Annotated in this window: 17 protein-coding genes and 1 riboswitch; of the genes, 3 read left to right on the top strand and 14 right to left on the bottom strand. The window is 60.7% G+C overall.

Translation table 11 applies throughout. The annotated features are described in order from the left end of the window. Position 1 precedes the first annotated feature (1 nt). From B5F22_RS03645 to B5F22_RS03580, 14 genes are all read right to left on the bottom strand, one after another. Positions 2-1,942, bottom strand: a complete 1,941-nt coding sequence (locus B5F22_RS03645; protein ID WP_087390999.1) for a proton-conducting transporter membrane subunit — start codon at positions 1,940-1,942, stop codon at positions 2-4. Then, a complete protein-coding gene (locus B5F22_RS03640) occupies positions 1,939-2,289 on the bottom strand; it encodes an NADH-quinone oxidoreductase subunit K (protein WP_087231360.1) in 351 nt (116 codons plus the stop codon). The genes B5F22_RS03645 and B5F22_RS03640 overlap by 4 nt, the downstream gene beginning before the upstream one ends. Continuing rightward, a complete protein-coding gene (locus B5F22_RS03635; protein ID WP_087231362.1) occupies positions 2,286-2,747 on the bottom strand; it encodes an MnhB domain-containing protein in 462 nt (153 codons plus the stop codon). Before B5F22_RS03635 ends, B5F22_RS03640 begins: the two co-directional genes overlap by 4 nt. Further along, positions 2,734-3,108 (bottom strand): hypothetical protein, encoded by a 375-nt coding sequence (locus B5F22_RS03630; protein ID WP_087390996.1) that lies wholly within the window; start codon positions 3,106-3,108, stop codon positions 2,734-2,736. Before B5F22_RS03630 ends, B5F22_RS03635 begins: the two co-directional genes overlap by 14 nt. Then, a complete protein-coding gene (locus B5F22_RS03625; RefSeq protein ID WP_087231368.1) occupies positions 3,105-3,368 on the bottom strand; it encodes a hydrogenase subunit MbhD domain-containing protein in 264 nt (87 codons plus the stop codon). The genes B5F22_RS03630 and B5F22_RS03625 overlap by 4 nt, the downstream gene beginning before the upstream one ends. Next, a complete protein-coding gene (gene mnhG, locus B5F22_RS03620; protein ID WP_087390993.1) occupies positions 3,365-3,709 on the bottom strand; it encodes a monovalent cation/H(+) antiporter subunit G in 345 nt (114 codons plus the stop codon). Before mnhG ends, B5F22_RS03625 begins: the two co-directional genes overlap by 4 nt. A 3-nt stretch (positions 3,710-3,712) precedes the next feature. Continuing rightward, positions 3,713-3,967: a monovalent cation/H+ antiporter complex subunit F gene (locus tag B5F22_RS03615; RefSeq protein ID WP_087231374.1), complete on the bottom strand. Its 255-nt coding sequence runs from the start codon at positions 3,965-3,967 to the stop codon at positions 3,713-3,715. Continuing rightward, positions 3,964-4,494, bottom strand: a complete 531-nt coding sequence (locus B5F22_RS03610) for a Na+/H+ antiporter subunit E (protein ID WP_087390990.1) — start codon at positions 4,492-4,494, stop codon at positions 3,964-3,966. Before B5F22_RS03610 ends, B5F22_RS03615 begins: the two co-directional genes overlap by 4 nt. Next, the gene (hypB, locus tag B5F22_RS03605; protein ID WP_087390987.1) at positions 4,491-5,159 is read right to left on the bottom strand and encodes a hydrogenase nickel incorporation protein HypB; all 669 of its coding nucleotides are present in this window, start codon (positions 5,157-5,159) and stop codon (positions 4,491-4,493) included. The genes B5F22_RS03610 and hypB overlap by 4 nt, the downstream gene beginning before the upstream one ends. After that, entirely contained in the window at positions 5,159-5,500 is a 342-nt protein-coding gene (gene hypA / locus B5F22_RS03600; RefSeq protein WP_087231383.1) for a hydrogenase maturation nickel metallochaperone HypA, read from the bottom strand. The genes hypB and hypA overlap by 1 nt, the downstream gene beginning before the upstream one ends. 6 nt (positions 5,501-5,506) lie before the next feature. Next, positions 5,507-6,589 carry a nickel-dependent hydrogenase large subunit gene (locus B5F22_RS03595; protein ID WP_087390984.1) on the bottom strand — a complete coding sequence of 361 codons (1,083 nt, stop codon included), beginning with the start codon at positions 6,587-6,589 and terminating at the stop codon, positions 5,507-5,509. Positions 6,590-6,855: 266 nt separating this feature from the next. Further along, positions 6,856-7,692 (bottom strand): RNA methyltransferase, encoded by an 837-nt coding sequence (locus B5F22_RS03590; RefSeq protein ID WP_087390981.1) that lies wholly within the window; start codon positions 7,690-7,692, stop codon positions 6,856-6,858. Between the two features lie 59 nt (positions 7,693-7,751). Further along, entirely contained in the window at positions 7,752-9,278 is a 1,527-nt protein-coding gene (locus B5F22_RS03585; protein ID WP_087390978.1) for an LCP family protein, read from the bottom strand. Positions 9,279-9,489: 211 nt separating this feature from the next. After that, positions 9,490-10,983: an LCP family protein gene (locus B5F22_RS03580; protein WP_158096605.1), complete on the bottom strand. Its 1,494-nt coding sequence runs from the start codon at positions 10,981-10,983 to the stop codon at positions 9,490-9,492. Between the two features lie 203 nt (positions 10,984-11,186). Then, positions 11,187-11,272, top strand: a riboswitch (ZMP/ZTP riboswitch). A 60-nt stretch (positions 11,273-11,332) separates the two neighbouring features. Here B5F22_RS03580 and pflA point away from each other — a divergent pair. The 3 genes from pflA to B5F22_RS03565 all read left to right on the top strand — a co-directional run bounded on the left by pflA (position 11,333) and on the right by B5F22_RS03565 (position 20,375). Continuing rightward, positions 11,333-12,055 carry a pyruvate formate-lyase-activating protein gene (gene pflA, locus B5F22_RS03575; RefSeq protein WP_087390972.1) on the top strand — a complete coding sequence of 241 codons (723 nt, stop codon included), beginning with the start codon at positions 11,333-11,335 and terminating at the stop codon, positions 12,053-12,055. 17 nt (positions 12,056-12,072) lie between these two features. Beyond that, on the top strand, positions 12,073-14,316 hold the full coding sequence (gene pflB / locus B5F22_RS03570) for a formate C-acetyltransferase (RefSeq protein ID WP_087390969.1): 2,244 nt from the start codon (positions 12,073-12,075) through the stop codon (positions 14,314-14,316). A gap of 596 nt (positions 14,317-14,912) precedes the next feature. Further along, entirely contained in the window at positions 14,913-20,375 is a 5,463-nt protein-coding gene (locus B5F22_RS03565) for a beta-L-arabinofuranosidase domain-containing protein (RefSeq protein ID WP_143482179.1), read from the top strand. Positions 20,376-20,576 lie beyond the last annotated feature (201 nt).

Here is a 20,576-nt window from a genome sequence, read left to right as displayed (position 1 = left end):
TTTACAGAAAGATGACGCACAGCACCAGAGCCACAGCCATGGCGGCGGCGCCGTACAGGGTGTAGTCGTTGACCACACCGCTGTGCCAGTTGTGCATGAAGGAGAAGTAGTGTCTCCAGTTGTGCTTGAAGCCCCAGAACAGGTCGCTGCCTCCCACCTGGGAGTACACGCTGGCCTCACCGGAGAAGAAGGAGTCGTACTTGGGGTCCGTATCCGTGTCGGCGGCGATCTGGGAGGTGACGGTGGCCTTCTCGTCCCCGCCCAGCAGGGCCACGATGCACACGGCCAGGGTCACGGAGATGAGCAGCAGCAGCCACATCACCGGCTGCCAGGCCCCGGACAGGGAGAAGCCGGAGACCAGGGAAGATTCCACCCCGTGGGCGGCGGCGTACCCGGTGCCCATGGCGGCATCAATGTACCCGGAGGCATTGGTAGCGGCCTGGGTGGCGGGGGTGAGCAGCCACTGCTGCACCTGGTCGGGGAACAGACCGGGCAGGATGCACAGGGCGGCCAGAATCCACATGGGAATGCGCATACCCAGGGAGACTTCACGGGTATGTGCAAACTTGGGGTTGAGCTGGCCGAAGAACACGCTCTGAGCCACCTTGATGAAGGAGGCCAGGGTGAGCACGCTGGTGATCAGGGCGGCCACGCATACCACCACGAAGAAGAAGTTGCCCGTCTCTCCCGCCTTCTGGAAGGTGGCCTGATAGATCATCCACTTGGAGGCAAAGCCGTTGAAGGGGGGCAGGCCGCTGATGGAGGCCGCGCCAATGAGGAAGAGGGCGCAGGTGCCGGGCATCTTCTTGGACAGGCCGCCCAGCTCGTCCAGGTCCAGGCTGCCGGTGGCGTGTTGGACCGCACCGGCGGTGAGGAACAAAAGGCCCTTGAAGATGGTGTGGTTCATGGCGTGGAACAGGCCAGCGGACATGCCAAGAGCGGAGCCCAGGCCGATGACGGTGATCACGTACCCTACCTGGGAGATGGAGTGGAAGGCCAGCAGCCGCTTAAAGTTGTGCTGGTTGAAGGCCATGGTGACGCACACGAACATGGAGATGACACCCACCCCGGTGACAAAGTACTGCACGAAGGGCTGATCCATGTTCTGGTACAGGCAGTAGCACAGGCGGATGATGCCGTACACGCCGCACTTGGTCAGAACGCCCGAGATCATCAGAGAGATGGAGGCGGGGGCCACGGCGTGGGCATCGGCCGCCAGGGGGTGGAAGGGGAACAGGAAGGCCTTGGAGCCAAAGCCCACAAAGAGGAAGGCGAAAGCGATGAGAATCACCGGGGAGGAGGCCGTGGGCAGCAGAGAGGCAATCTGTGCCAGGTTCAGGGTGTGAAGCTGGGAGTAGAGGAGGGCGATGCCAATGAGCACCGAGGTGGAGCCCAGAGAGCCCACCACCAGGTACTTGAAGGCGCCCTCCAGAGCACCCTCGTAGTGGTTGCGGAAGGCGGTGAGGGCCACAGCGGTGAAGGTCATGATCTCGATCATGACGAACATGTTGAAGAGGTCCCCGGACAGCACCAGGCCCAGCACGGAGCCGGACAGCATCAAAAAGAGGGTGTAGTAGTTGACCAGGGAGTCGTCGTGGCTCATGTAGAAGAAGGAATAGACACCGGAGACGAACACGGCCACCACCACAATGAGGGCGAAGAACAGGCTCAGAGCGTCCACTTCCAGGCTGTTGCCGATGGCCCAGCCCTCCACCGGTTCCCAGTTGCCCAGCCAGTAGTTGATGACCTGGCCCCCCAGCAGCACCGGCTTGATGAGGGCGAGGATGAGCACCAGGGAGACCAACATGGCCAGAAACACCACAGTGTTGCGCACCTTGGCGTTGCGCCGTCCCACCAGGGAGGAGATAAAGGCTCCCAAAAACAGGGACATGATGGCCAGGATGGGGAAGTTGTTGATGAAGTTAGAAAAATCGAATGTCATCCTCGTAACCTCCTAATCTGGTCCGACTCCAAAGTGCCGTACTGTTTGTAGAGCATGATGATGAGACTCAGGGTCATGGCGGTGGTACACGCGCCGATGACGATGGAGGTGAGGGTGAGGGCCTGGGGAATGGGGTCCACAAAGAAGGTGTCGCGGGTGAGCTCCGAGATGTTGAAGATGGGAGCGGTGCCGCCGTCATGGAAGCCCACGGAGACGATGAGCAGGTTGACGCCGTAGTCCACCAGGCCCATGCCCACGCAGATCTTGAAGAGGTTCTTTTTCGTCACCATACAGTAGATGCCCAGGGCGATGAGAAAGAAGCAGACCAGGTAATTGGTGAATATCATGCCGCATCCTCCTCCTTTTCCTCGGGAGACTCGTGTTTGTCGTCCTCCAGCACGCTGAGCATCATGATCAGGAGGCAGGTGATGCCCGCCATCACGTGGTAGCCCACCGCATCGTTCATCAGGATGCTGGTGTCCACCTGTTGCCCGGCAAAGACGAAGTTGACGCAGAAGTTCAGGCCCGTGAACACACCCACCAGGGCGATGACCACGTACATGATCTCCGCCACCGTCTCACTGGAGTGGAGCATGTGCTCGTTGAAGGAGTGCTTGACGCCCCAGCCGCCGTACCCCAGGTACACCAGCAAAATGGCGCTGGCCACCAGTACGCCGCCCTGGAAGCCGCCGCCGGGGCTGGTGCTGCCGTGGAGCACCACGTAGCAGCCGAAGACGCAGGCCAGGGGAAGGAACAAATCGGAGGCGCACCGGGAGATGGCATGGGTCTTTTTATAGGTCTTCATGGCCCTGGTCCTCCTTTTTCACAGAATGGGCAGCCTTGCGCAGAATCACCAGGGAGCCTGCGATGGCGGCGATGAGAATGAAGCTCTCACCCATGGTATCGTAACCACGGAAGTTAAAGACCACGGAGAAGACCACGTTGTCGGCGGCGGTCTTTTCCAGGTTCTCGTTGACCATAATGGCGGCGGCGCCGTCAGCGTCGGAGTTGTCATAGGAGCTGGGGTCTTCGTACAGTCCCACCAAGTCGGTGTTGGTGCCGTCATAGGTGGGAGGACTGCCTGCCATGCGCCACCCGGCCCACACGCCGCAGGCCAGGAGCACCACAAGGGTCAGAGCCAAGACCACTTTTTTCGTGCCACTCATTGCTGCTCCCCCTTTCTGCCGTACACCTTGCGCAGGGCGATGATGTAGAGAATGGTGGACAGCACCGCCCCCACGCTGGCCTCTGCGATGGCCACGTCCGGGGCCTGCAAGAGCACAAACTCCAGGGCCACAAAGGAGCCGGTGGCCGCCAGGGCAATCACCGAGTCGATGACCTTTTTGGCGTTCACCGCCACGATGGCGGAGGCCACAATGCCGCAGAGCACCAGGGTGTTCAGGACAAAAACCAAGGTACCATTCATTGGGGATCATCCTCCTTATAGTCATCGATGATCGGCTCCGGGTTGGGCTTCACCGAGCGGTAAGCGCCCTTGCACAGAGCGTGGTTGGACACCGGGTTGGTACCCAGCACAAACAGCAGGATGAATACCAGCTTCACCACCACCGAGCCGCTCATGCCGTTGGCCACCACATACACGATGCTGGCCAGGATGACGAAGATGGTGCCCATGGTGGAGATGCAGGTGGAGGCCTGGAGCCGCCCGAACACGTCCGGCATGCGCAGGATGCCCAGAGTGCCGATGAAGGCGAAGAACAGGCCAATGGCCATGAGGACAGCCACCACAATATCTACCGTATCCATACCTCACAGCCTCCTTTCCAGATAGCGGCCCACAAACACGGTGCTGACAAAGCCCAGCAGGGCCACCACCAGGGCGATGTCCAGATAGATGGTGCGCCCGGTGTGCAGGGAGTAGAGCACCAGGGCCAGAGCGGTGACCAGGTCCAAGGCGTCCATGGCGCAGATGCGGTCGGCGGCCGTGGGGCCTCGGAATACCCGGTAGAGCAGGAGCAGGTCCAGGATGATGCACACGATGGCGCCAATTAAAAAGACTGTCATTTCCAAATCCTCCCGATCCAGCGTTCCATGGTTCCCTTGATGGCGTCCCCGGCCTTGTCCCGGTCGGTCTCCGCCACGTCGATCCAGTGGACGTAGTAGTAGTTGCGCCCCTCCTCGTCCTGGGCGGTCTCCATGGTGATGGTGCCTGGGGTGAGGGTGATGCAGTTGGACACCATGGCGATGCCGTAGTCACTTGTCAGGTTGGGGGAGCCGGGAATGCGCAGAATGCCCGGCTTGTAGCTGAGCTTGGGGCTCAAAACCAGCTTGGCCATGCTCACGTTGGCCTTGATGATCTCCCAGAAGAAGATGATGACACAGTAGAACACCAGCAGAATGAGCCGTACCGGGTTGTAGAGGTAGAAGGCGGAAGAGTGGATGAAGAAGCGGCAGGCGAAGGCCGCCACAATCACCGACACGATGCCGCCCAGGATGAGTTCCCGGGGGGCAAAGGACCAGGTGAGGAGCATCCAGAAGAGGAAGCACACGATGGCGGTGGACAGCCAGGCGGTAAAGCGGAAGCCCTTCATGACGGACACCTCCCGATTTGAGCATCGATTTTCTGGCTCAGCCAGTCCACCAGTTCCTTGAGGCCGGAGCCGTCCCGGTTGGACAGGCGGAACACCGCCACCTCCGGGTTCTGCTCCCGGGCGGAGCGTTCCACCCGCTGGTCGTCGAAGTCGAAATAGTCCTTCAAGTCGTACTTGTTCATCACCAGCGCCTGGGTGGTGGCGAACATCAGGGGGTATTTCTCCACCTTGTCGTCCCCCTCGGGGACGGAGAGGAGGGCCACCCGGAAGCTCTCGCCGATGTTGAACTCGGCGGGGCACACCAGGTTGCCGATGTTCTCCACGAAGATGACGTCCAAGCTGTCCAGGTCGAACTCGGGGAGCATCTTCTCAATGCTCATGGCCTCAATGTGGCAGGCCCCGTCGGTGTCAATCTGGGTGACGGGAATGCCCATGGCGTGGATGGCGTCGGCGTCAATTTGTCCGGCGATGTCCCCTTCGATGACGCCAATGCGGTATTTCTCCCGCAGGGCATTGATCAGGGCTACAATGGTGCTGGTCTTGCCCGCACCGGGGGAGCCCATGACGTTGACCAGGCACACCTGATGTTGGGCCAGCTTTGCCTTCACGGCGTCGCTGACGTCCTCGTTCCAGGCCATGACCTGGTGCATAACTTTGATTTCCATCAGTCAACCTCCAAACTCTCAATATAGAATTCCCGGCCTTGAATCAGCTTTAGGTGGGTGGACCCGCACTGGGGGCAGCGGACATGGCGGCGGTCGATAGGACTATCCTGATTGCAGTCCAGACAGTGGATGACCACCGGAAGGCGCTGGATGTCCAGCACTGCCCCCTGGGCGATGGTGCCCTGGCTGATGACGTCGAAGTAATCCTGGACACACTGGGGAACCACGCCGGAATACTCTCCCAGCTTGATGTGTACCGTTTTCACCTTTGTGGCCCCGTGTTCTTGGGCCACTTGTTCGGCAATGTCCAGAATGCTCTGGGTGATGGCTAGCTCATGCATGGCAGTTTAACGGTCCAGGCAGGAGAAGCAGGGGTCGATGGAGGCCACGATGAGGCCTGCGTCTGCCACGGTGTTCCCCCGCAGCATCACCGGCACCGTGGGGGCATTTTTGAAGGTGGGCACATGGAGGCTCACCCGGTGGTTATTGAGGCCGCCGTCGGTGACCACCTTGTATACCAGATGGCCCCGGGGTGCCTCATGGCGGGCGACGAACTCGCCGGCGGGCACCTTGGGGATGCGATTGCCCAGGTTAATGGGGCCCTCAGGCAGGTTGTCCACCGCCTGGCGGATGATCTTGATGCTCTCGTAGATCTCCAGCACCCGGATGACCACCCGGGCGTACACGTCTCCGGACTCCTGGACGGGGACGGTGAAGTCGAAGTCCTCGTAAGAGGAGTAGGGGGCGTCCCGGCGCACGTCCATGTCCACCCCGGAGGCCCGGGCGTGGGGGCCCACCGCGCCCAGACGGATGGCGTCCTCTCGGGTGAGGATGCCTACACCCTTGGTGCGCATGGCCAGGGTCTTGTCGTGGGTGAGCCAGTGGGTGATGGGGCCCATGCGCTGTTCCAGGTCGTCCATGGCGGCCATCAGGTCCCGGCGCTGGTCGTCGGTGAAGTCCCGGCGGGCGCCGCCGATGATGTTCATGCCGTAGTTGACCCGGTTGCCTGTCAGGGCCTCCAGCACGTCCATGGTGCCCTCCCGGTCGTTCCAGCACTGCATGAACAGGGAGTCGTGGCCCACAATGTGGCAGGCGATGCCCAGCCACAGAAGGTGGGAGTGGATGCGCTCCAGCTCCTCGATGATGACCCGGATGTATTGGCCCCGCTTGGGCACTTCCATTCCGGCGATGTGCTCAATGCACAGCGCGTAGGTCAGGGAGTGGGAGTGGGAACAGATGCCGCATACCCGCTCCACCAGCACCAGGGTCTGGATAAAGTTGCGCTCCTGGGCCAGCCGCTCAATGCCCCGGTGGTTGTAGCCCACGAAGACCTCGGCGTCGGTGATGCGCTCGCCGTCCACGGTGAGACGGGCGTGAATGGGCTCCTCCAGAGCGGGATGGTAGGGGCCGATGGGAATGGTATAACTCATAATGACCTCCCGGACTTGGCAGCTGGGCTGCCGCAGAATGATGGCTGTAAGATGCAAAAAAGGCCCGCACGTCTCCGAAAATTCCCAGAAACTGCCCACAGGAATTTCAACCAGATGTCTCTAACATATGGAAAATCCTGTGGCGCACTTTGTGAGTTTCGGCAAAACGTACAGGCCCACCACATCAGGTCTTGATGAAAATTATAAATCCGTCCTGCGTGGTTGTCAAGAATGTAACAAAAAAACCTCTGAAACTGTGTGGAATTTTACATATCGGATAAAGGGGGCTGGCGGTAGCGCAGTTCCCAGAAAGCGACCGCAGAGGCGGCGGCCACGTTGAGGGAGTCCACGTCGTGGGACATGGGGATGCACACGGCCTCATCGCACCCGTCGATGGTGGTCCGGGCCAGGCCGTCCCCCTCCGTGCCCAGCAGAAGGGCCAGCTTGTCGGCTTGGTGCAGACTGGGGTCTTCAATGGAGTGGGCGTCGGGGGTGAGGGCCAGGGCGACGGTGCGAAAGCCCAGGGTGTGGAGCTGCTCCAGTCCGCCCTCCGGCCACTGGGGGATGCGGGTCCAGGGAATCTGAAATACTGTGCCCATGCTCACCCGCACCGAGCGGCGGTACAGGGGGTCACAGCAGTTGGGGGTGACCAGCACCGCATCCATGTGCATGGCAGCCGCCGAGCGGAAAATGGCCCCCACGTTGGTGGGGTCTGCAATGCCCTCCAGCACCGCCACCCGGTGGGCGTTGCGGCACAGCTGCTCCACCGAGGGGAGGAGGGGGCGGCGCATGGCGCACAGCACCCCTCGGGTGAGGGGAAATCCGGTGAGCTGGGCCAACAGGTCCGAGGGCCCGGTGTACACCGGCACCCCGGAGCACCGCTCCAGAAGGGGCTGGGCCTGTCCGGTGATGTGCTTTTCCTCCATGAGAAAGGAGAGGGGCTCATAGCCCCCATTCAACGCCCGCTCAATGACCTTGGGGCTCTCGGCGATAAAGATGCCCTTTTCCGGCTCCTTTCGGTTTCTCAGCTGGGCCTCGGTGAGGCGGGCGAAGGCGTCCAGCCCCGGGTGGTCCAGGGTGTCCACATAGATGATAGTTGCCATGTCAATTCCTCCTAAGAGAAAGGCCAGGTGCATGCACACCTGGCCTAAATCGGTATTTGTTAATAGGAAGGGGCGTCAGAGGTCGCTGCGTTGGGGTCCTCAATGATCTTGCCGTCCCGCACCTGCTGCATCAGGTCCTTGGCCATCTCCACGGTGGACTCATCGGGGATGGTGACGTAGGCCTTCTGGCTGGGGATGGAGTAGGTGTACTCGCTGGAACCAGTGCCGGAGACGTAGTAGGTGACGATGTTCCAGTCGCCGCCGTTGGCCAGCTGATCCCGCACCAGAGCGGTGATGAGGTCGGTGGGGATGGAGGTCTTGAAGCAGTCATCCACTGCATCCATCAGGGAAGTGAAGTTGGTGAGCATGGCGGGGGACATGGCCTTCCCAGCCACGGCCTGGATGACCTGCATCTGGTTGATGCCGCGCTGATAGTCGCCGTTGACAAAGGCGTAGCGCTCGCGGACGTAGTACAGAGCTTCGTAGCCGTCCAGCTTGTTGATGCCCTGGGTGTAGTGGATGGTGGTGGGAGCGATGGTGGAGTAGAAGTCGTGCTCGGAATCCACCTCAATGCCGCCCAGAGCGTCGATGATGGTCTCAAATCCGGTGAAGTTTACCCGGAAGTAGTAGTCGATGTCGATGCCGTAGTACTGGGCCAGGGTGTCCTTGCTCTCGTCCACACCGTAGAGTCCGGCGTGGGTGAGCTTGTCGGGGTAGTCGTAGGAGCTGCTGCGGGCCAGGGGAATATAGAAGTCGCGGGGGGTGTTGAGCAGCAGCACCTGGCGGGTCTCGGTATTGACGGTGGCGATGATGTTCACGTCGCTGCGGCCGGTGGCCATGATGTTGCTGTCCCGGGAGTCGCTGCCGCTGATGTACACGGAGAACACAGAGTCCGCCTTGGAGATGGAGGTCTTGTCGTTGTTGTTCTCCGTCTCCACCACCACGTGGAAGGACTTGACTTCCCGCAGCCCGCCCATGGCGTCCTCATAGCCCTCCAGGTCCTCCAGCACACTCATGTGGCCCTGGTCGGTGAGAATGGCATCCACCTCGCCCTCAGCCAGGGCGTCCACCAGCTCGGTGGCGCTGGCGTAGGCTTTGGTGGAAAGGGTGGTCTTGTATTCCTGGTCCAGCTGCTGGATGGCGGCCTTGGTGTTGGCCTCCGTCATGGACAGGGTGCCGAAGGTCTCGTCCAGCAGGTCCTCCATGTTCCGGTCATCGTCGGAGCGGACATAGACGGTCATCAGAGAGGTCTCATCTTCTTCGGCGGTGATGTTGTTCAGGGTGTCCATGCCGATGTTGATGTAGCGAATGCCCACGGCGAAGATCAGGCAGAAGATCATGGCCAGCACCGAGCCGATGGCCAGCCGCACCGGCTTGGAACGGGTCAGACTCAGCCACCACACCACGATCACGGGAACGGCTACCACTGCGCACAGCAGCCCGATGCGCAAAGCGTCCAGCATCTGGGTGGAGATGGCGGTGTAGACAAAATATCCGCCTAATATGGTAAAGGCAATCAGGGCGAGTTTGTTGAGAAAAAAGTCAAAACCAAGGCGTCCAGACTTCTTGTTTGGATATTTTCCCATAATATGTTCCTTCCTTTGACACCGCTTCCAGAGGGGCGGGCGTCAGGGTGATGTGTGCGGCGACCCTGCCGCAGCGGATAACTTCCGACATTATAGTACAAAAGAAGGAAAATGGCAATGGAAGTATCCGGGAATTTCCACCTGTTTTCGATTTTTGTGGGAAATTACAGACGGCCCGGCGCTTCAAGCGCCGGGCCGTCTGTGAGATTGATTATGACTGGGGGGAGGTGACGATTTCTCCGTTGCGCACCTGCTCCATGAGCTGCTTGGCGGTTTCCACGGTGGTCATATCAGGGACAATGACATCCAGATGCCAGTCAGGATAACTGTAGGTGTACTCCTTGCTGAAGGAGCCGGAGACGTAGTAGCTGACGATGTTCCAGTCCCCGCCGGTTTGCAGCTGGTTTTGCACCATATCGGTGATGAAGTCAGAGGGAATGCTGGTGCGGAAGCAGTTGCCCACGGCGTCCATGAAGGGGAGGTACTGGGTGAGAATGGCGGGGGAGAGGACCTTGTCCGCCACAGCCTCGATCATCCGCATCTGGTGGATGCCCCGCTGATAGTCGCCCTTGGGGAGGTTGTACCGCTCCCGGACGAAGTACAGGGCCTTCTCGCCGTCCATGTGGTTGACGCCCTTTTCATAGGTGTAGTCGGAGATATAGGACTCGAAGTCGTAGTCCGAGTACACGTCAATGCCGCCCAGGGCGTCAATGATGCCCTCAAATCCGGCGAAGTTTACTTTGAAATAGTAGTCCAGCTCTATGTCGTAGAGCATTTCCAGAGTTTTGATACTCTCCTCAATGCCCCGGCCCCCGGCGTGGGTGAGCTTGTCCGGGACTCCGCCTGAGAAGGACAGGGGAATGAAGTAGTCCCGGGGAGTGGACACCAGCAGCACCTGGTGGGTTTTGGGGTTGATGGTGGCGATGATGTTCACATCGCTGTTGCCCGAGGTGGAGATATCGCTGCTTCGGGAGTCGCTGCCGCTGATATATACCGTAAAGGGCTGGTCCAGGGGGATGGCGGGAGCGGTGGTGGGCTGGGGAGCGGCGCTGGCCTGGAGGGGCACCTGAATGGTGTCCACCATGCGCAGACTCTGCATCACGTCCTTGTACTCCTCCAGGTCGTCCAGCACGGTCATGTGGCTCTGGTTGACCAAAATGGCGTCGATTTCCTTGTTGTTGAGGGCGTCCACCAGTTTGGTTGCCTCGGGATAGCCCTGGGGGGTGAGGGTGACGCTGTACTTGGCGTCCAGCTGTTTCACCGCCGCCTGGGTGTCCGTCTGGTCGGCGCTGAGCATGCCAAATGGGTGCTGGAGCAGCTCGTCCATGCTGCGGGTATCATCTCCCCGCACATACACGGACATGGCCAGGGTCTGGGCCTCCGGGTTGGTGACCCGGTCCAGAGTGTCCAGGCCCACCCGGGCATAGACAATGCCCACGGCGAACACCAGACAGAACACCACGGACAGCACGGAACCCGCCGTGCGCTTGGCGGGGCCGCGGCTGAACCGCAGAGCAAACACCACCACTACGGCCACCACCACCGCCGCCGCAATCAGGGCCAACAGCAGGGGGGTGAGCATGTGGGTGAAGAAGAGAGCGGCCACAAAGCCGATGCCGAGAACGGCAAACAACAGCAGGGCCAGCAGATTGACCACGGTCTCCAGACCGGAGCGGGCAGTTTTTTTCTTGTACCGTTTTGCCATGTGGCATATCTCCTTGTCGTTGTTATGGCACATTATAGTATGCCACAGGGGAAATGGCAACGGCTCCAGGGGGTCGGCGTGCAGAATTTACAACTTCGATACAACTCCTTGCGGAGTTCTTAAAAAGTGTCCAGAAATTGAAAAATAATGGGAAATAAAAATGAAGCTTGACAAACGACACAAGATATAGTAGCCTGTACTCACGGTGATCATACACCTGGCGGTATTAAGTGGAATCAACCACGTGGCGTATGATCGTGAAAGCCGGCCGACCGTCTGGGCAAGAAAAAGGTCCCAGTGGGTCGGTCTTTTTCTTTATCCAACAAATGGAAAAAGAAGGGAGTTCACAATGAAAGGACGCATTCACTCTGTGGAGAGCATGGGGCTGGTGGACGGCCCCGGCATTCGCACCGTGGTGTTTCTCCAGGGGTGTGGGCTGCGGTGCCAGTACTGCCACAACCCGGACACCTGGGAGTGTGGCGCCGTTGCCGCCAAGGAGATGACGCCGGAGGAACTGGTGGCCAAGCTGCGCCGGTTCAAATCCTACTACGGCGCCACCGGCGGGGTCACCTTTTCCGGCGGTGAGCCGCTGTTGCAGCCGGAGTTTTTGGCCCAGGCCCTGGAGCTATGCCAAAAGGAAGGCATTCACACCTGTCTGGACACCGCCGGGTGCGGGCTGGGGGACTATCAGCGGATTTTGTCCCACACCGACCTGGTGCTTCTGGACATCAAGCACTACACCCCCCAGGGGTTCCAGGCGGTCACAGGCCGGGACACCGGGGAATGGAGAGCGTTTCTCAGCCAATTACAGGCCCAAGAGGTGCCCCTGTGGATTCGACACGTGGTGGTGCCCGGGCTCACCGACGGCGATGAGCATTTGCAAGGGCTTTTGGACTTTGTCTCCACCTTGCGCCATGTGCGCCGGGTAGAACTGTTGCCCTATCACACCCTGGGGGTACACAAGTACCACACCCTGGGATATCCTTACCCCCTGGAGGGGGTGGAGCCCCTGGCCAAGGACGCTCTGGCCGGGTGGCAGGAGAAGTTTGACCGAGCGTTTCCCCATATTTGATAAGGAGGTACATTCCCATGAGCATTGATGTCAACTGCACCGCCTGGGAGGGCTTTCGCACCGGCGAATGGCGCCACCTGGTGAATGTGCGCAACTTCATTCAGAAGAACTACACCCCCTATACCGGAGATGACAGCTTCCTGGCCCCCATCTCCCCCCGTACCGCCAAGGTGTGGGAGAAGGCCCACGCCCTCATTGTGGAGGAGCTGAAAAAGGGCATCATCGACGTGGAGACCCACGTGGTATCCGGCATCGACAACTTCGAGCCCGGCTACATTGACCAGGAAAACGAGGTCATTGTGGGCCTCCAGACCGACGCCCCCCTCAAGCGTATCGTGAACCTGTACGGCGGTATGCGTATGGCCGAGTCCGCCCTCCACGAGTACGGCTACGAGCTGGACCCCGAGATTGAGCGCCACTTCAGCCTCTACCGCAAGACCCACAACGAGGGCGTGTTTGACGCCTACCCCAAGCGCACCCGTCTGGCCCGTACCGCTGGCCTGCTCACCGGTCTGCCTGACGCCTACGGCCGTGGCCGTCTGGTGGGCGACTACCGCCGGGTGCCCCTGTACGGCACCGACTTCCTCATTGAGGAGAAGCAGAAGGACCTGGACATGCTGGATGGCCCCATGACCGAGGAGCGCATCCGCCTGCGGGAGGAAGTGAGCACCCAGATTCGGGCTCTCAAGGAGTTCACCCACATGGCCAGCCGCTACGGCTGCGACGTCACCCGCCCCGCTGAGAACGCCCATGAGGCCGTGCAGAACCTGTACCTGGCCTATCTGGCGGGCGTGAAGGAGAACAACGGTGCCGCCACCTCTCTGGGCCGCACCGCCACCTTCCTGGACATCTACATCCAGCGGGACCTGGACCGTGGTCTGCTGGACGAGCAGGGGGCCCAGGAGCTCATTGACCAGTTCATCATCAAGCTGCGCCTGGTGCGTCACTTGCGTACCCCCGAGTACAACGAGCTGTTTGGCGGCGATCCCACCTGGATCACCGAGTCCCTGGGCGGCATGGGCATTGACGGCCGCACCCTGGTGACCAAGAACAGCTTCCGCTACCTCCACACCCTCACCAACCTGGGCACCGCTCCCGAGCCCAACCTCACCGTGCTGTGGAGCCAGAACCTGCCCCAGGCCTGGAAGGACTACTGCGCCAAGATGAGCATCGCCACCGACTCCATCCAGTACGAGAACGACGACGTGATGCGCCCCCTGTACGGGGACGACTACTGCATCTCCTGCTGTGTGTCCGCCATGGCCGTGGGCAAGCAGATGCAGTTCTTCGGCGCCCGGGCCAACCTGGCCAAGAGCCTGCTGTACGCCATCAACGGCGGTGTGGACGAGAAGAAGGGCCTCCACGTGGTGCCCGGCATCATCCGGGACGAGGACGAGGTGCTGGACTACTCCAAGGTGCTCACCAATTATAAAAAGGTACTGTCCTACGTGGCTGAGCTGTATGTGGACACCATCAACATCATCCACTACATGCACGACAAGTACGCCTACGAGGCCAGCCAGATGGCCCTCCACGACACCCTGGTGGAGCGCCTGGCCGCCTTCGGCGTGGCGGGTCTGTCCATTGCCGCCGACTCTCTGTCCGCCATCAAGTTTGCCAAGGTGCGTCCCATCCGCAACGAGGACGGCATCGCCGTGGACTTTGAGGTGGAGGGCGACTTCCCCAAGTACGGCAACGACGACGACCGGGTGGACGACATCGCCGTGGAGATCGCCGCCTACTTCTCCGCCGAGCTCAAGAAGCACCCCCTGTACCGGGGCGCCATCCACACCCTCTCCGCCCTCACCATCACCAGCAACGTGATGTACGGCAAGAAGACCGGCTCCACCCCCGACGGCCGCAAGGCCGGCGAGCCCTTCGCCCCCGGCGCCAACCCCATGCATGGCCGGGACGAGAACGGCGCTCTGGCCAGCCTCAACTCCGTGGCTAAGATCCCCTACCGGGGCGTGTGTCAGGACGGCGTGTCCAACACCTTCTCCATCGTGCCCAACGCCCTGGGCAAGAGCGCCCAGGAGCGTATCACCAACCTGGTGTCCATCCTGGACGGCTACTTCGTCCAGGGCGCCCACCACCTGAACGTCAACGTCATGGACCGTCAGGTGCTGTTGGATGCCATGGAGCACCCCGAGCAGTACCCCACCCTCACCATCCGCGTGTCCGGCTATGCGGTGAACTTCAACCGCCTGAGCCGGGAGCAGCAGCTGGAGGTCATCAAGCGGACCTTCCACGAGTCTGTGTAATCAAACATCGCTCCCCAAAGCCCAGAGAATGCTTCGGCGTTCTCTGGGCTTTCTTTCATGCCCTGACACTGCTTAAAACAGACAACTTTTATTTTATAAAGGCCATGCAATGAATTTGCATGCTTGAAAACTTGGTACAAATCTATGAGAAAAACCGTGAGTGAGAGGGGTAGATTTCCTGGGATTTGAGGGGAAATCCCGGCTTCAGGGCAAGGAAATGAGTGGCAGCAAATGAGAAATATTTGAAAATTCTAATGTGTTACGAGGGGATTACCGGAGAAAACGGTTGAAAAGCTGGGTGTTGTATAATTTGTATTGTTGGAATGGTGGAAAATATCAAATCTCTGTGCAATGTGTTGATTTTCGGATGGGCGAATGCTAACATCAATGATAAAGGTAACAGACATATGTGCAGTTTGTATGAAAGAGAGCATCAAATTGCAAAACCAATTTCCCTGATTGTTCCGGTTGGGGAACTGTTCTTCCCTGCGAGGGGAGCGGAAGGAGGCGAAGGCCAGACAGCAGGTGTGGAAGGCAGCGTTCCGCAAGAGAACCATGCAAGACTCAAGACTACTATGATAAAGAGAGGGGAAAACATGAAGAGTTTCAAGAAGTTCGGAAACAAACGCGTTGCAGCAGGCCTTCTCAGTGCGGCCATGGTGTTGTCCATGGTTCCCATGAGTCCGGCCCGAGCGGAGAGCCAGGACAGCGGGACGCTGTACAACTATTTACAGGCTGGCGAAGAGGACCTGGGCAATAACATCGCCCTGAAGGCCACGGCCGGGGCCTCCTACACCAACGTCTGGGGCATCTCTCCCAACGCCATGAACGATGGGAAGCTGGCCACCTCCGACCCCTACTCCAGCTGGAACAGCTGGGGCACCAACGACGAGGCCTATCCCGTCACCACCTCCCTGACTTGGGAGTCCGAGCAGGTGATCACAGGCATGCGGGTGATCTGGTGGGCGGACAACGCCACCATCAACGCCAACGCCAACGTCACCTTCCCCAAGTCCGCCACCCTGTACTATGTGGACAGCGAGGGCAACGAGCAGCTCATCACCGGGATGACCAATGAGAAGGGCATGCCCACCGACGAGGTGGGCGTGGAAGTGGATTCCAGCTCCAACAACGGCATCAACGGAAACAACCAGTACTGGAACTACGTGGAATTTTCTGAGCCCATCACCACCAGCCAGCTGCGCATGAAGATCCAGCGCAACGGCAGCGGCACCAACGGTGTGGGCATCAGCGAGTGGGAGGCCTTTGGCTATCAGACCATCGGCACCGGCACCAACGTGGCCGGTGAGGCCACCGTGTCCGCCTCCTACACCAACACCACCCTGCCCGACAACGCCGAGGCCGCCATCAATGACGGCGCTCTGGCAGACGGCAACTGGACCACCTGGAACACCTGGTCCGAGGCTGGCGACGTGGAGTACCCCGTCACCGTGGATTTGGACTGGGGCAACGCCACCTATGACATCTCCAGCGTCCGGGTCATGTGGTGGTCGGACAACGGGGGCGTGCAGTTCCCCGCCTCCTGCCGGCTCCAGTGGTACAATGAGCGCTCCAAGGAGTGGGTGGATGTGACTCAGATGGTGGACGAGACCGGGGCGGACACCTCCACCGTGGGCGTGAAGTTCGGTACCGCCGATGAGGCGGGCACCGATGCCAGCCAGTATACCAACGGGGCCAACCGCTATTGGAACGGCGTGACCATGAACGAGTCTGTGCAGACCAGCAAGCTGCGCCTGGTCATCGACCGCAACGGCAGCGGCCAGACCGGCGTGGGCATCGGCGAGGTGGAAGTGTACGGCACCAAGCTGGCCCAGACCGACGGGGACAACGTGGCCCTCCAGGCCACCGCCTCTGCGGACGCCCAGAACACCCCGGTGACCAACGTCAACAACGGGCAGCTGGCCACCAACGCGGGCACCTCCTGGAACACCTGGAACAGCAGCACCTATCCCACCACCGTCACCCTGACCTGGGACGCCCCCTATGTGCTCAACAGCATGCGGGTGATGTACTGGGCGGATAACGGCAACCTCACCGCCTCCGGCAACGTCACCTTCCCCAAGAGCTGTGAGGTGGAGTACTACAACCACGAGTCCGGCCAGTGGGAGAAGATCACCAACATGACCAACGAGTCCGGCGAGGTCGTGTCCTCCGTAGGCGTCAAGTACGGCAGCGCCGAGGCCGCCTCCGACCAGCCCGGCAGCTACCTCAACGGCAACAACCGCTACTGGAACGTGGTCTCCTTCCAGGAGCCGGTGAAGACCACCCAGATCCGCCTGAAGATCGACCGCAACGGGTCCGGCGCCAACGGCGTGGGCATTGGCGAATGGGAAGTGTACGGCGAGGAGATGACCGCCGAGTGGAACGAGCTGGTTTCCACCCAGATCACCGGCAAGGCCCGCATCCTCAAGGGTGAGACGGGCACCTTCACCGCCGAGAGCCTCCCCGTGGGGCTGGACGGCCTGAGCTACCAGTGGGAGCTCACCGAGGGCAGCCAGTACATGGAGATTGTGGGCGCCACCAATGAGTCTCAGGTGCAGCTGGCAGCCCTGGACAGCGGCTACGGCACCCTGAAGGTCACCGTGTCCCGGCAGGAGGAGGGCCAGACCGTCACCCGCACCGACACCTTGGAGGTGAAGGTGGACGGCATCGAGAGCATCGATGAGTATGTCACCGCCACCGAGGCGGGCCGCGCTCCCATCCTGCCCAAGACCGTGGTGGCCAACGGCATCGCCTTTGACGACCCCACCCCCGACCTGTACGGCCCCACCGGCTACAACTTCGCCGAGGAGTTCAACGCCTCCCTGGTCCCCGTGACCTGGGAAGAGGTGGACCCCGCTCTGTACGCCGAGGACAAGGTGGGCACCACCTTTGAGGTCAAGGGCACCGTGGTGTCCGGCGACGAGGAGTTGGAGGCTGTGGCCCGTGTCACCGTCAACGAGCCCGTGGTCACCCCCGTGGCCAACAGCACCGTCACCTTTGAGAACGTACAGCTCACCGATAACTTCTGGAACCCCAAGCAGAAGGTCAATGCCGTCAACTCCCTGAACAAGGCCATCTATCAGATTGAGCAGGCCTCCGGCGGCGAGCCCAACTTCGTCAACGCCATTGCCAAGCTCAACGGCGAGCCCTATGACGAGTTCCAGGGCTACGTGTTCCAGGACTCCGACATCTATAAGAGCATCGAGGCCATCTCCTACACCCTGTCCGTCATCCATGACGACACCGACCCCGAGATGGTGGCCCAGCGGGAGAAGCTGGAGGAGAAGCTGGCCTACTGGATCTCCCTGATTGAGCAGGTGCAGTACGCCGATGGCTACATCGACACCCACTTCACCCTGAGAAGCACCGGACACGCCGGCGGCAGCTCCGCAGGCACCCACCGCTGGCACGACTTCTCCAACCATGAGATGTACAACGCCGGCCACTTCCTGGAGGGCGTGGTGGCTTACACCCGCTACCGTGAGGGCATCGGCGATCCCGACTACAGCCTGTATGTGGTGGGCCGTCGGTTTGCCGACGAGATCGTGGACCTGTTTGGCCCCAACGGCACCCGCCACGAGGTACCCGGCCATGAGGAAATCGAGCTGGCTATGGTGAAGTTTGCCAAGCTGGTGGAGGAGTACGAGGGCGAGGGCACCGGAGACAAGTACATCCAGACGGTGAAGACCCTCATTGACCGCCGCGGCACCAACATGGACGAGCGCGAGAGCGGTTACTGGGGTGGCGAGTACTCCCAGGACAACGACTCCATCATGACCATCACCGAGGCTGTGGGCCACGCTGTGCGTGCCTGCTACTTCTACACCGGTGTCACCGATGTGGCCACCCTGCTGCCCGAGGACGACCCGGACCGGGCGGCCTACCTGAACACCATGGATGCCATCTGGGACTCCGTGGCCAACACCAAGACCTACATCACCGGCGGCATTGGCGTGCGCTCCCACGGCGAGGACTTCGGCGATCCCTACGAGCTGCCCAATGACGATTCCTACTGTGAGATCTGCGCCACCATCGCCCTGGCCAACTGGAACCAGCGGATGAACCTCATCCACGAGGACGCCAAGTACGCCGACGTGGTGGAGAAGAACCTGTACAACGCCATTCTGGTGGGCACCAACCTCACCGGAGATAAGTTCTACTACAGCACCTATCTGGAGGCCAAGAACGGCGATCCCCGTTCCGACTGGTTCGCCTGCGCCTGCTGCCCCCCCAACCTGATGCGTACCATCGCCAAGCTCAGCGAGTACATGTACACCATCCACGGTGACAAGCTGTTTGTGAACATGTACATCGGCAGCGAGGGCAACCTGAACATCGACGGCACCAACGTGAACTTGACTCAGGAGACCGAGTACCCCTGGGACGGCGCGGTGAAGCTCACCGTCACCCCCGACCAGGCCAAGGAGTTCACCATGAACATCCGCATCCCCGGCTGGACCCAGGAGCAGGCCAACAAGGAAGTGTCCATCTACGTCAACGGCGAGAAGGTCACCGCTGAGGCCGAGAAGGGTTATGTGGCCATCACCCGCACTTGGGAGAAGGGCGACATCGTGCGCATCGACATGCCCATGGAAGTCCGCATGACCGAGGCCGACCCCAACGTGGAGGCCAACCAGGGCCGCATCGCCATTGAGCGTGGCCCCATCGTGTACAGCATTGAGATGGCCGGAAACGCCCAGCTCAACAGTGACATTGCAAACTTCAGCCCCCTGAACTTTGTCATTCCCCGGGATGCCCAGCTCACCGCCACCTACCATGAGGACCTCCTCAACGGCGTGGTGGAGATCACCGGAGATGTGAAGTACAACGACAACGGCAACCTCATCGACGCCAAACTCCAGGCCATTCCCTACTATGCCTGGAACAACCGGGGCAACGACGGGGTGGAAGGCCAGAACAACTGCAGCCAGATGCTCATCTGGACCAACACCACCGGGGCCAGCGTGAAGATCGGCGGCGCCTCTGAGGTGGCCGTGGACGACAGCTTCACCCTGAACGCTGTGGCCGCTGGCCTGGACAATCCCACCTACACCTGGACCGTCAAGGACGGGGACGCCGTGGAGATTGCAGAGGGTGCCGACACTGCTATCGTGACCCTCAACGCCATCAAGGAGGGCACCGCCGTGGTGAGCGTCACTGCCACCAGCGGGGAGGACTCCGTCAGCGCTGAGTGGACCGTCACCGTCACCAAGGGCGGCGAGCCCACCCCCGGCGACGTGGACAAGACCCTGCTGGAGAAGACCATCGCCTACGCCGAGGGCCTGGACACCACGGGAGTCACCGACTCCGCCGTGGCCGCCTTCCAGAAGGCTCTGGACGAGGCCAAGGCTGTGATGGCCGACGAGAATGCCACCCAGGCTGAGGTGAACGCCGCTTGGGATAACTTGCTGGAGGGCATCTGGGGTCTGGGCCTGGTGCAAGGCGACAAGGCCTTGCTGGAGCAGCTGATTACCAAGGCCGACGACATGGTGGCCAACGCCGACCAGTACATGGCCGACCACTGGCAGGAGCTGGTGGACGCCCTGGCCAAGGCCAAGGACGTGTACGCCGACGGTGACGCCATGGAGGAGGACGTGCAGCCCGCCGCCGAGGCTCTGCTCAATGCCATTCTGGCCCAGCGCTTCAAGGCGGACAAGTCCATCCTGGAAGACCTCATCGGCAAGGCCGAGGGCATGGACCTCTCCGGCTATACCGCCGAGTCTGTGGCTACCTTCCGCACCGCTCTGGCCAATGCCCAGGCTGTGATGGATGATGCCACGCTGTCTGAGGAGGATCAGGCCACCGTGGACGCCGCTGTGGCCGCCCTCAACGACGCCATGAACGGCCTCACCGCCGGTGGCGCTCCCGAGACCACCGATACCCCCGAGGCTTCCCAGAACCCTGAGGCCACAGACAAGCCCCAGGCCACCGAGAAGCCGGAGAACGTGCCTCAGACGGGCGATTCCGCCCAGCTGATGGGCTATGTGGCCGCTCTGGCCGCCGCCGTGATGGTGCTTGGCGCTGTCACCGTGGTGCGTCGCCGCCGCAACGGCTAAAAGCATAAAAAACACGGTCAGCGTTTTGCTGGCCGTGTTTTTTTATGGAAATGAATAACGAAGAATGAATAATGAAAAATGCAGGCCCTGAACGTAGCTCCAACGTTCGGGACCTGCATAGGCTTTCGGTAGAGGCTACCGCAGGGGCCAGGCTTGCCCGGCGCCTACGGCGTTTTACCTGCAATACATTGTTAAATTGAA

Source organism: Pseudoflavonifractor sp. An187 (assembly GCF_002160275.1).
Classification (GTDB): domain Bacteria; phylum Bacillota; class Clostridia; order Oscillospirales; family Oscillospiraceae; genus Enterenecus; species Enterenecus faecium.
This window is presented reverse-complemented; position numbering and strand designations above follow the sequence as displayed.

Excerpts from the sequence above, each read along its gene's own strand:
- B5F22_RS03645 (WP_087390999.1), bottom strand. The coding sequence starts at position 1,942 with ATGACATTCGATTTTTCTAACTTCATCAACAACTTCCCCATCCTGGCC.
- B5F22_RS03640 (WP_087231360.1), bottom strand. The coding sequence starts at position 2,289 with ATGATATTCACCAATTACCTGGTCTGCTTCTTTCTCATCGCCCTGGGC.
- B5F22_RS03635 (WP_087231362.1), bottom strand. The coding sequence starts at position 2,747 with ATGAAGACCTATAAAAAGACCCATGCCATCTCCCGGTGCGCCTCCGAT.
- B5F22_RS03630 (WP_087390996.1), bottom strand. The coding sequence starts at position 3,108 with ATGAGTGGCACGAAAAAAGTGGTCTTGGCTCTGACCCTTGTGGTGCTC.
- B5F22_RS03625 (WP_087231368.1), bottom strand. The coding sequence starts at position 3,368 with ATGAATGGTACCTTGGTTTTTGTCCTGAACACCCTGGTGCTCTGCGGC.
- mnhG (WP_087390993.1), bottom strand. The coding sequence starts at position 3,709 with ATGGATACGGTAGATATTGTGGTGGCTGTCCTCATGGCCATTGGCCTG.
- B5F22_RS03615 (WP_087231374.1), bottom strand. The coding sequence starts at position 3,967 with ATGACAGTCTTTTTAATTGGCGCCATCGTGTGCATCATCCTGGACCTG.
- B5F22_RS03610 (WP_087390990.1), bottom strand. The coding sequence starts at position 4,494 with ATGAAGGGCTTCCGCTTTACCGCCTGGCTGTCCACCGCCATCGTGTGC.
- hypB (WP_087390987.1), bottom strand. The coding sequence starts at position 5,159 with ATGGAAATCAAAGTTATGCACCAGGTCATGGCCTGGAACGAGGACGTC.
- hypA (WP_087231383.1), bottom strand. The coding sequence starts at position 5,500 with ATGCATGAGCTAGCCATCACCCAGAGCATTCTGGACATTGCCGAACAA.
- B5F22_RS03595 (WP_087390984.1), bottom strand. The coding sequence starts at position 6,589 with ATGAGTTATACCATTCCCATCGGCCCCTACCATCCCGCTCTGGAGGAG.
- B5F22_RS03590 (WP_087390981.1), bottom strand. The coding sequence starts at position 7,692 with ATGGCAACTATCATCTATGTGGACACCCTGGACCACCCGGGGCTGGAC.
- B5F22_RS03585 (WP_087390978.1), bottom strand. The coding sequence starts at position 9,278 with ATGGGAAAATATCCAAACAAGAAGTCTGGACGCCTTGGTTTTGACTTT.
- B5F22_RS03580 (WP_158096605.1), bottom strand. The coding sequence starts at position 10,983 with ATGGCAAAACGGTACAAGAAAAAAACTGCCCGCTCCGGTCTGGAGACC.
- pflA (WP_087390972.1), top strand. The coding sequence starts at position 11,333 with ATGAAAGGACGCATTCACTCTGTGGAGAGCATGGGGCTGGTGGACGGC.
- pflB (WP_087390969.1), top strand. The coding sequence starts at position 12,073 with ATGAGCATTGATGTCAACTGCACCGCCTGGGAGGGCTTTCGCACCGGC.
- B5F22_RS03565 (WP_143482179.1), top strand. The coding sequence starts at position 14,913 with ATGAAGAGTTTCAAGAAGTTCGGAAACAAACGCGTTGCAGCAGGCCTT.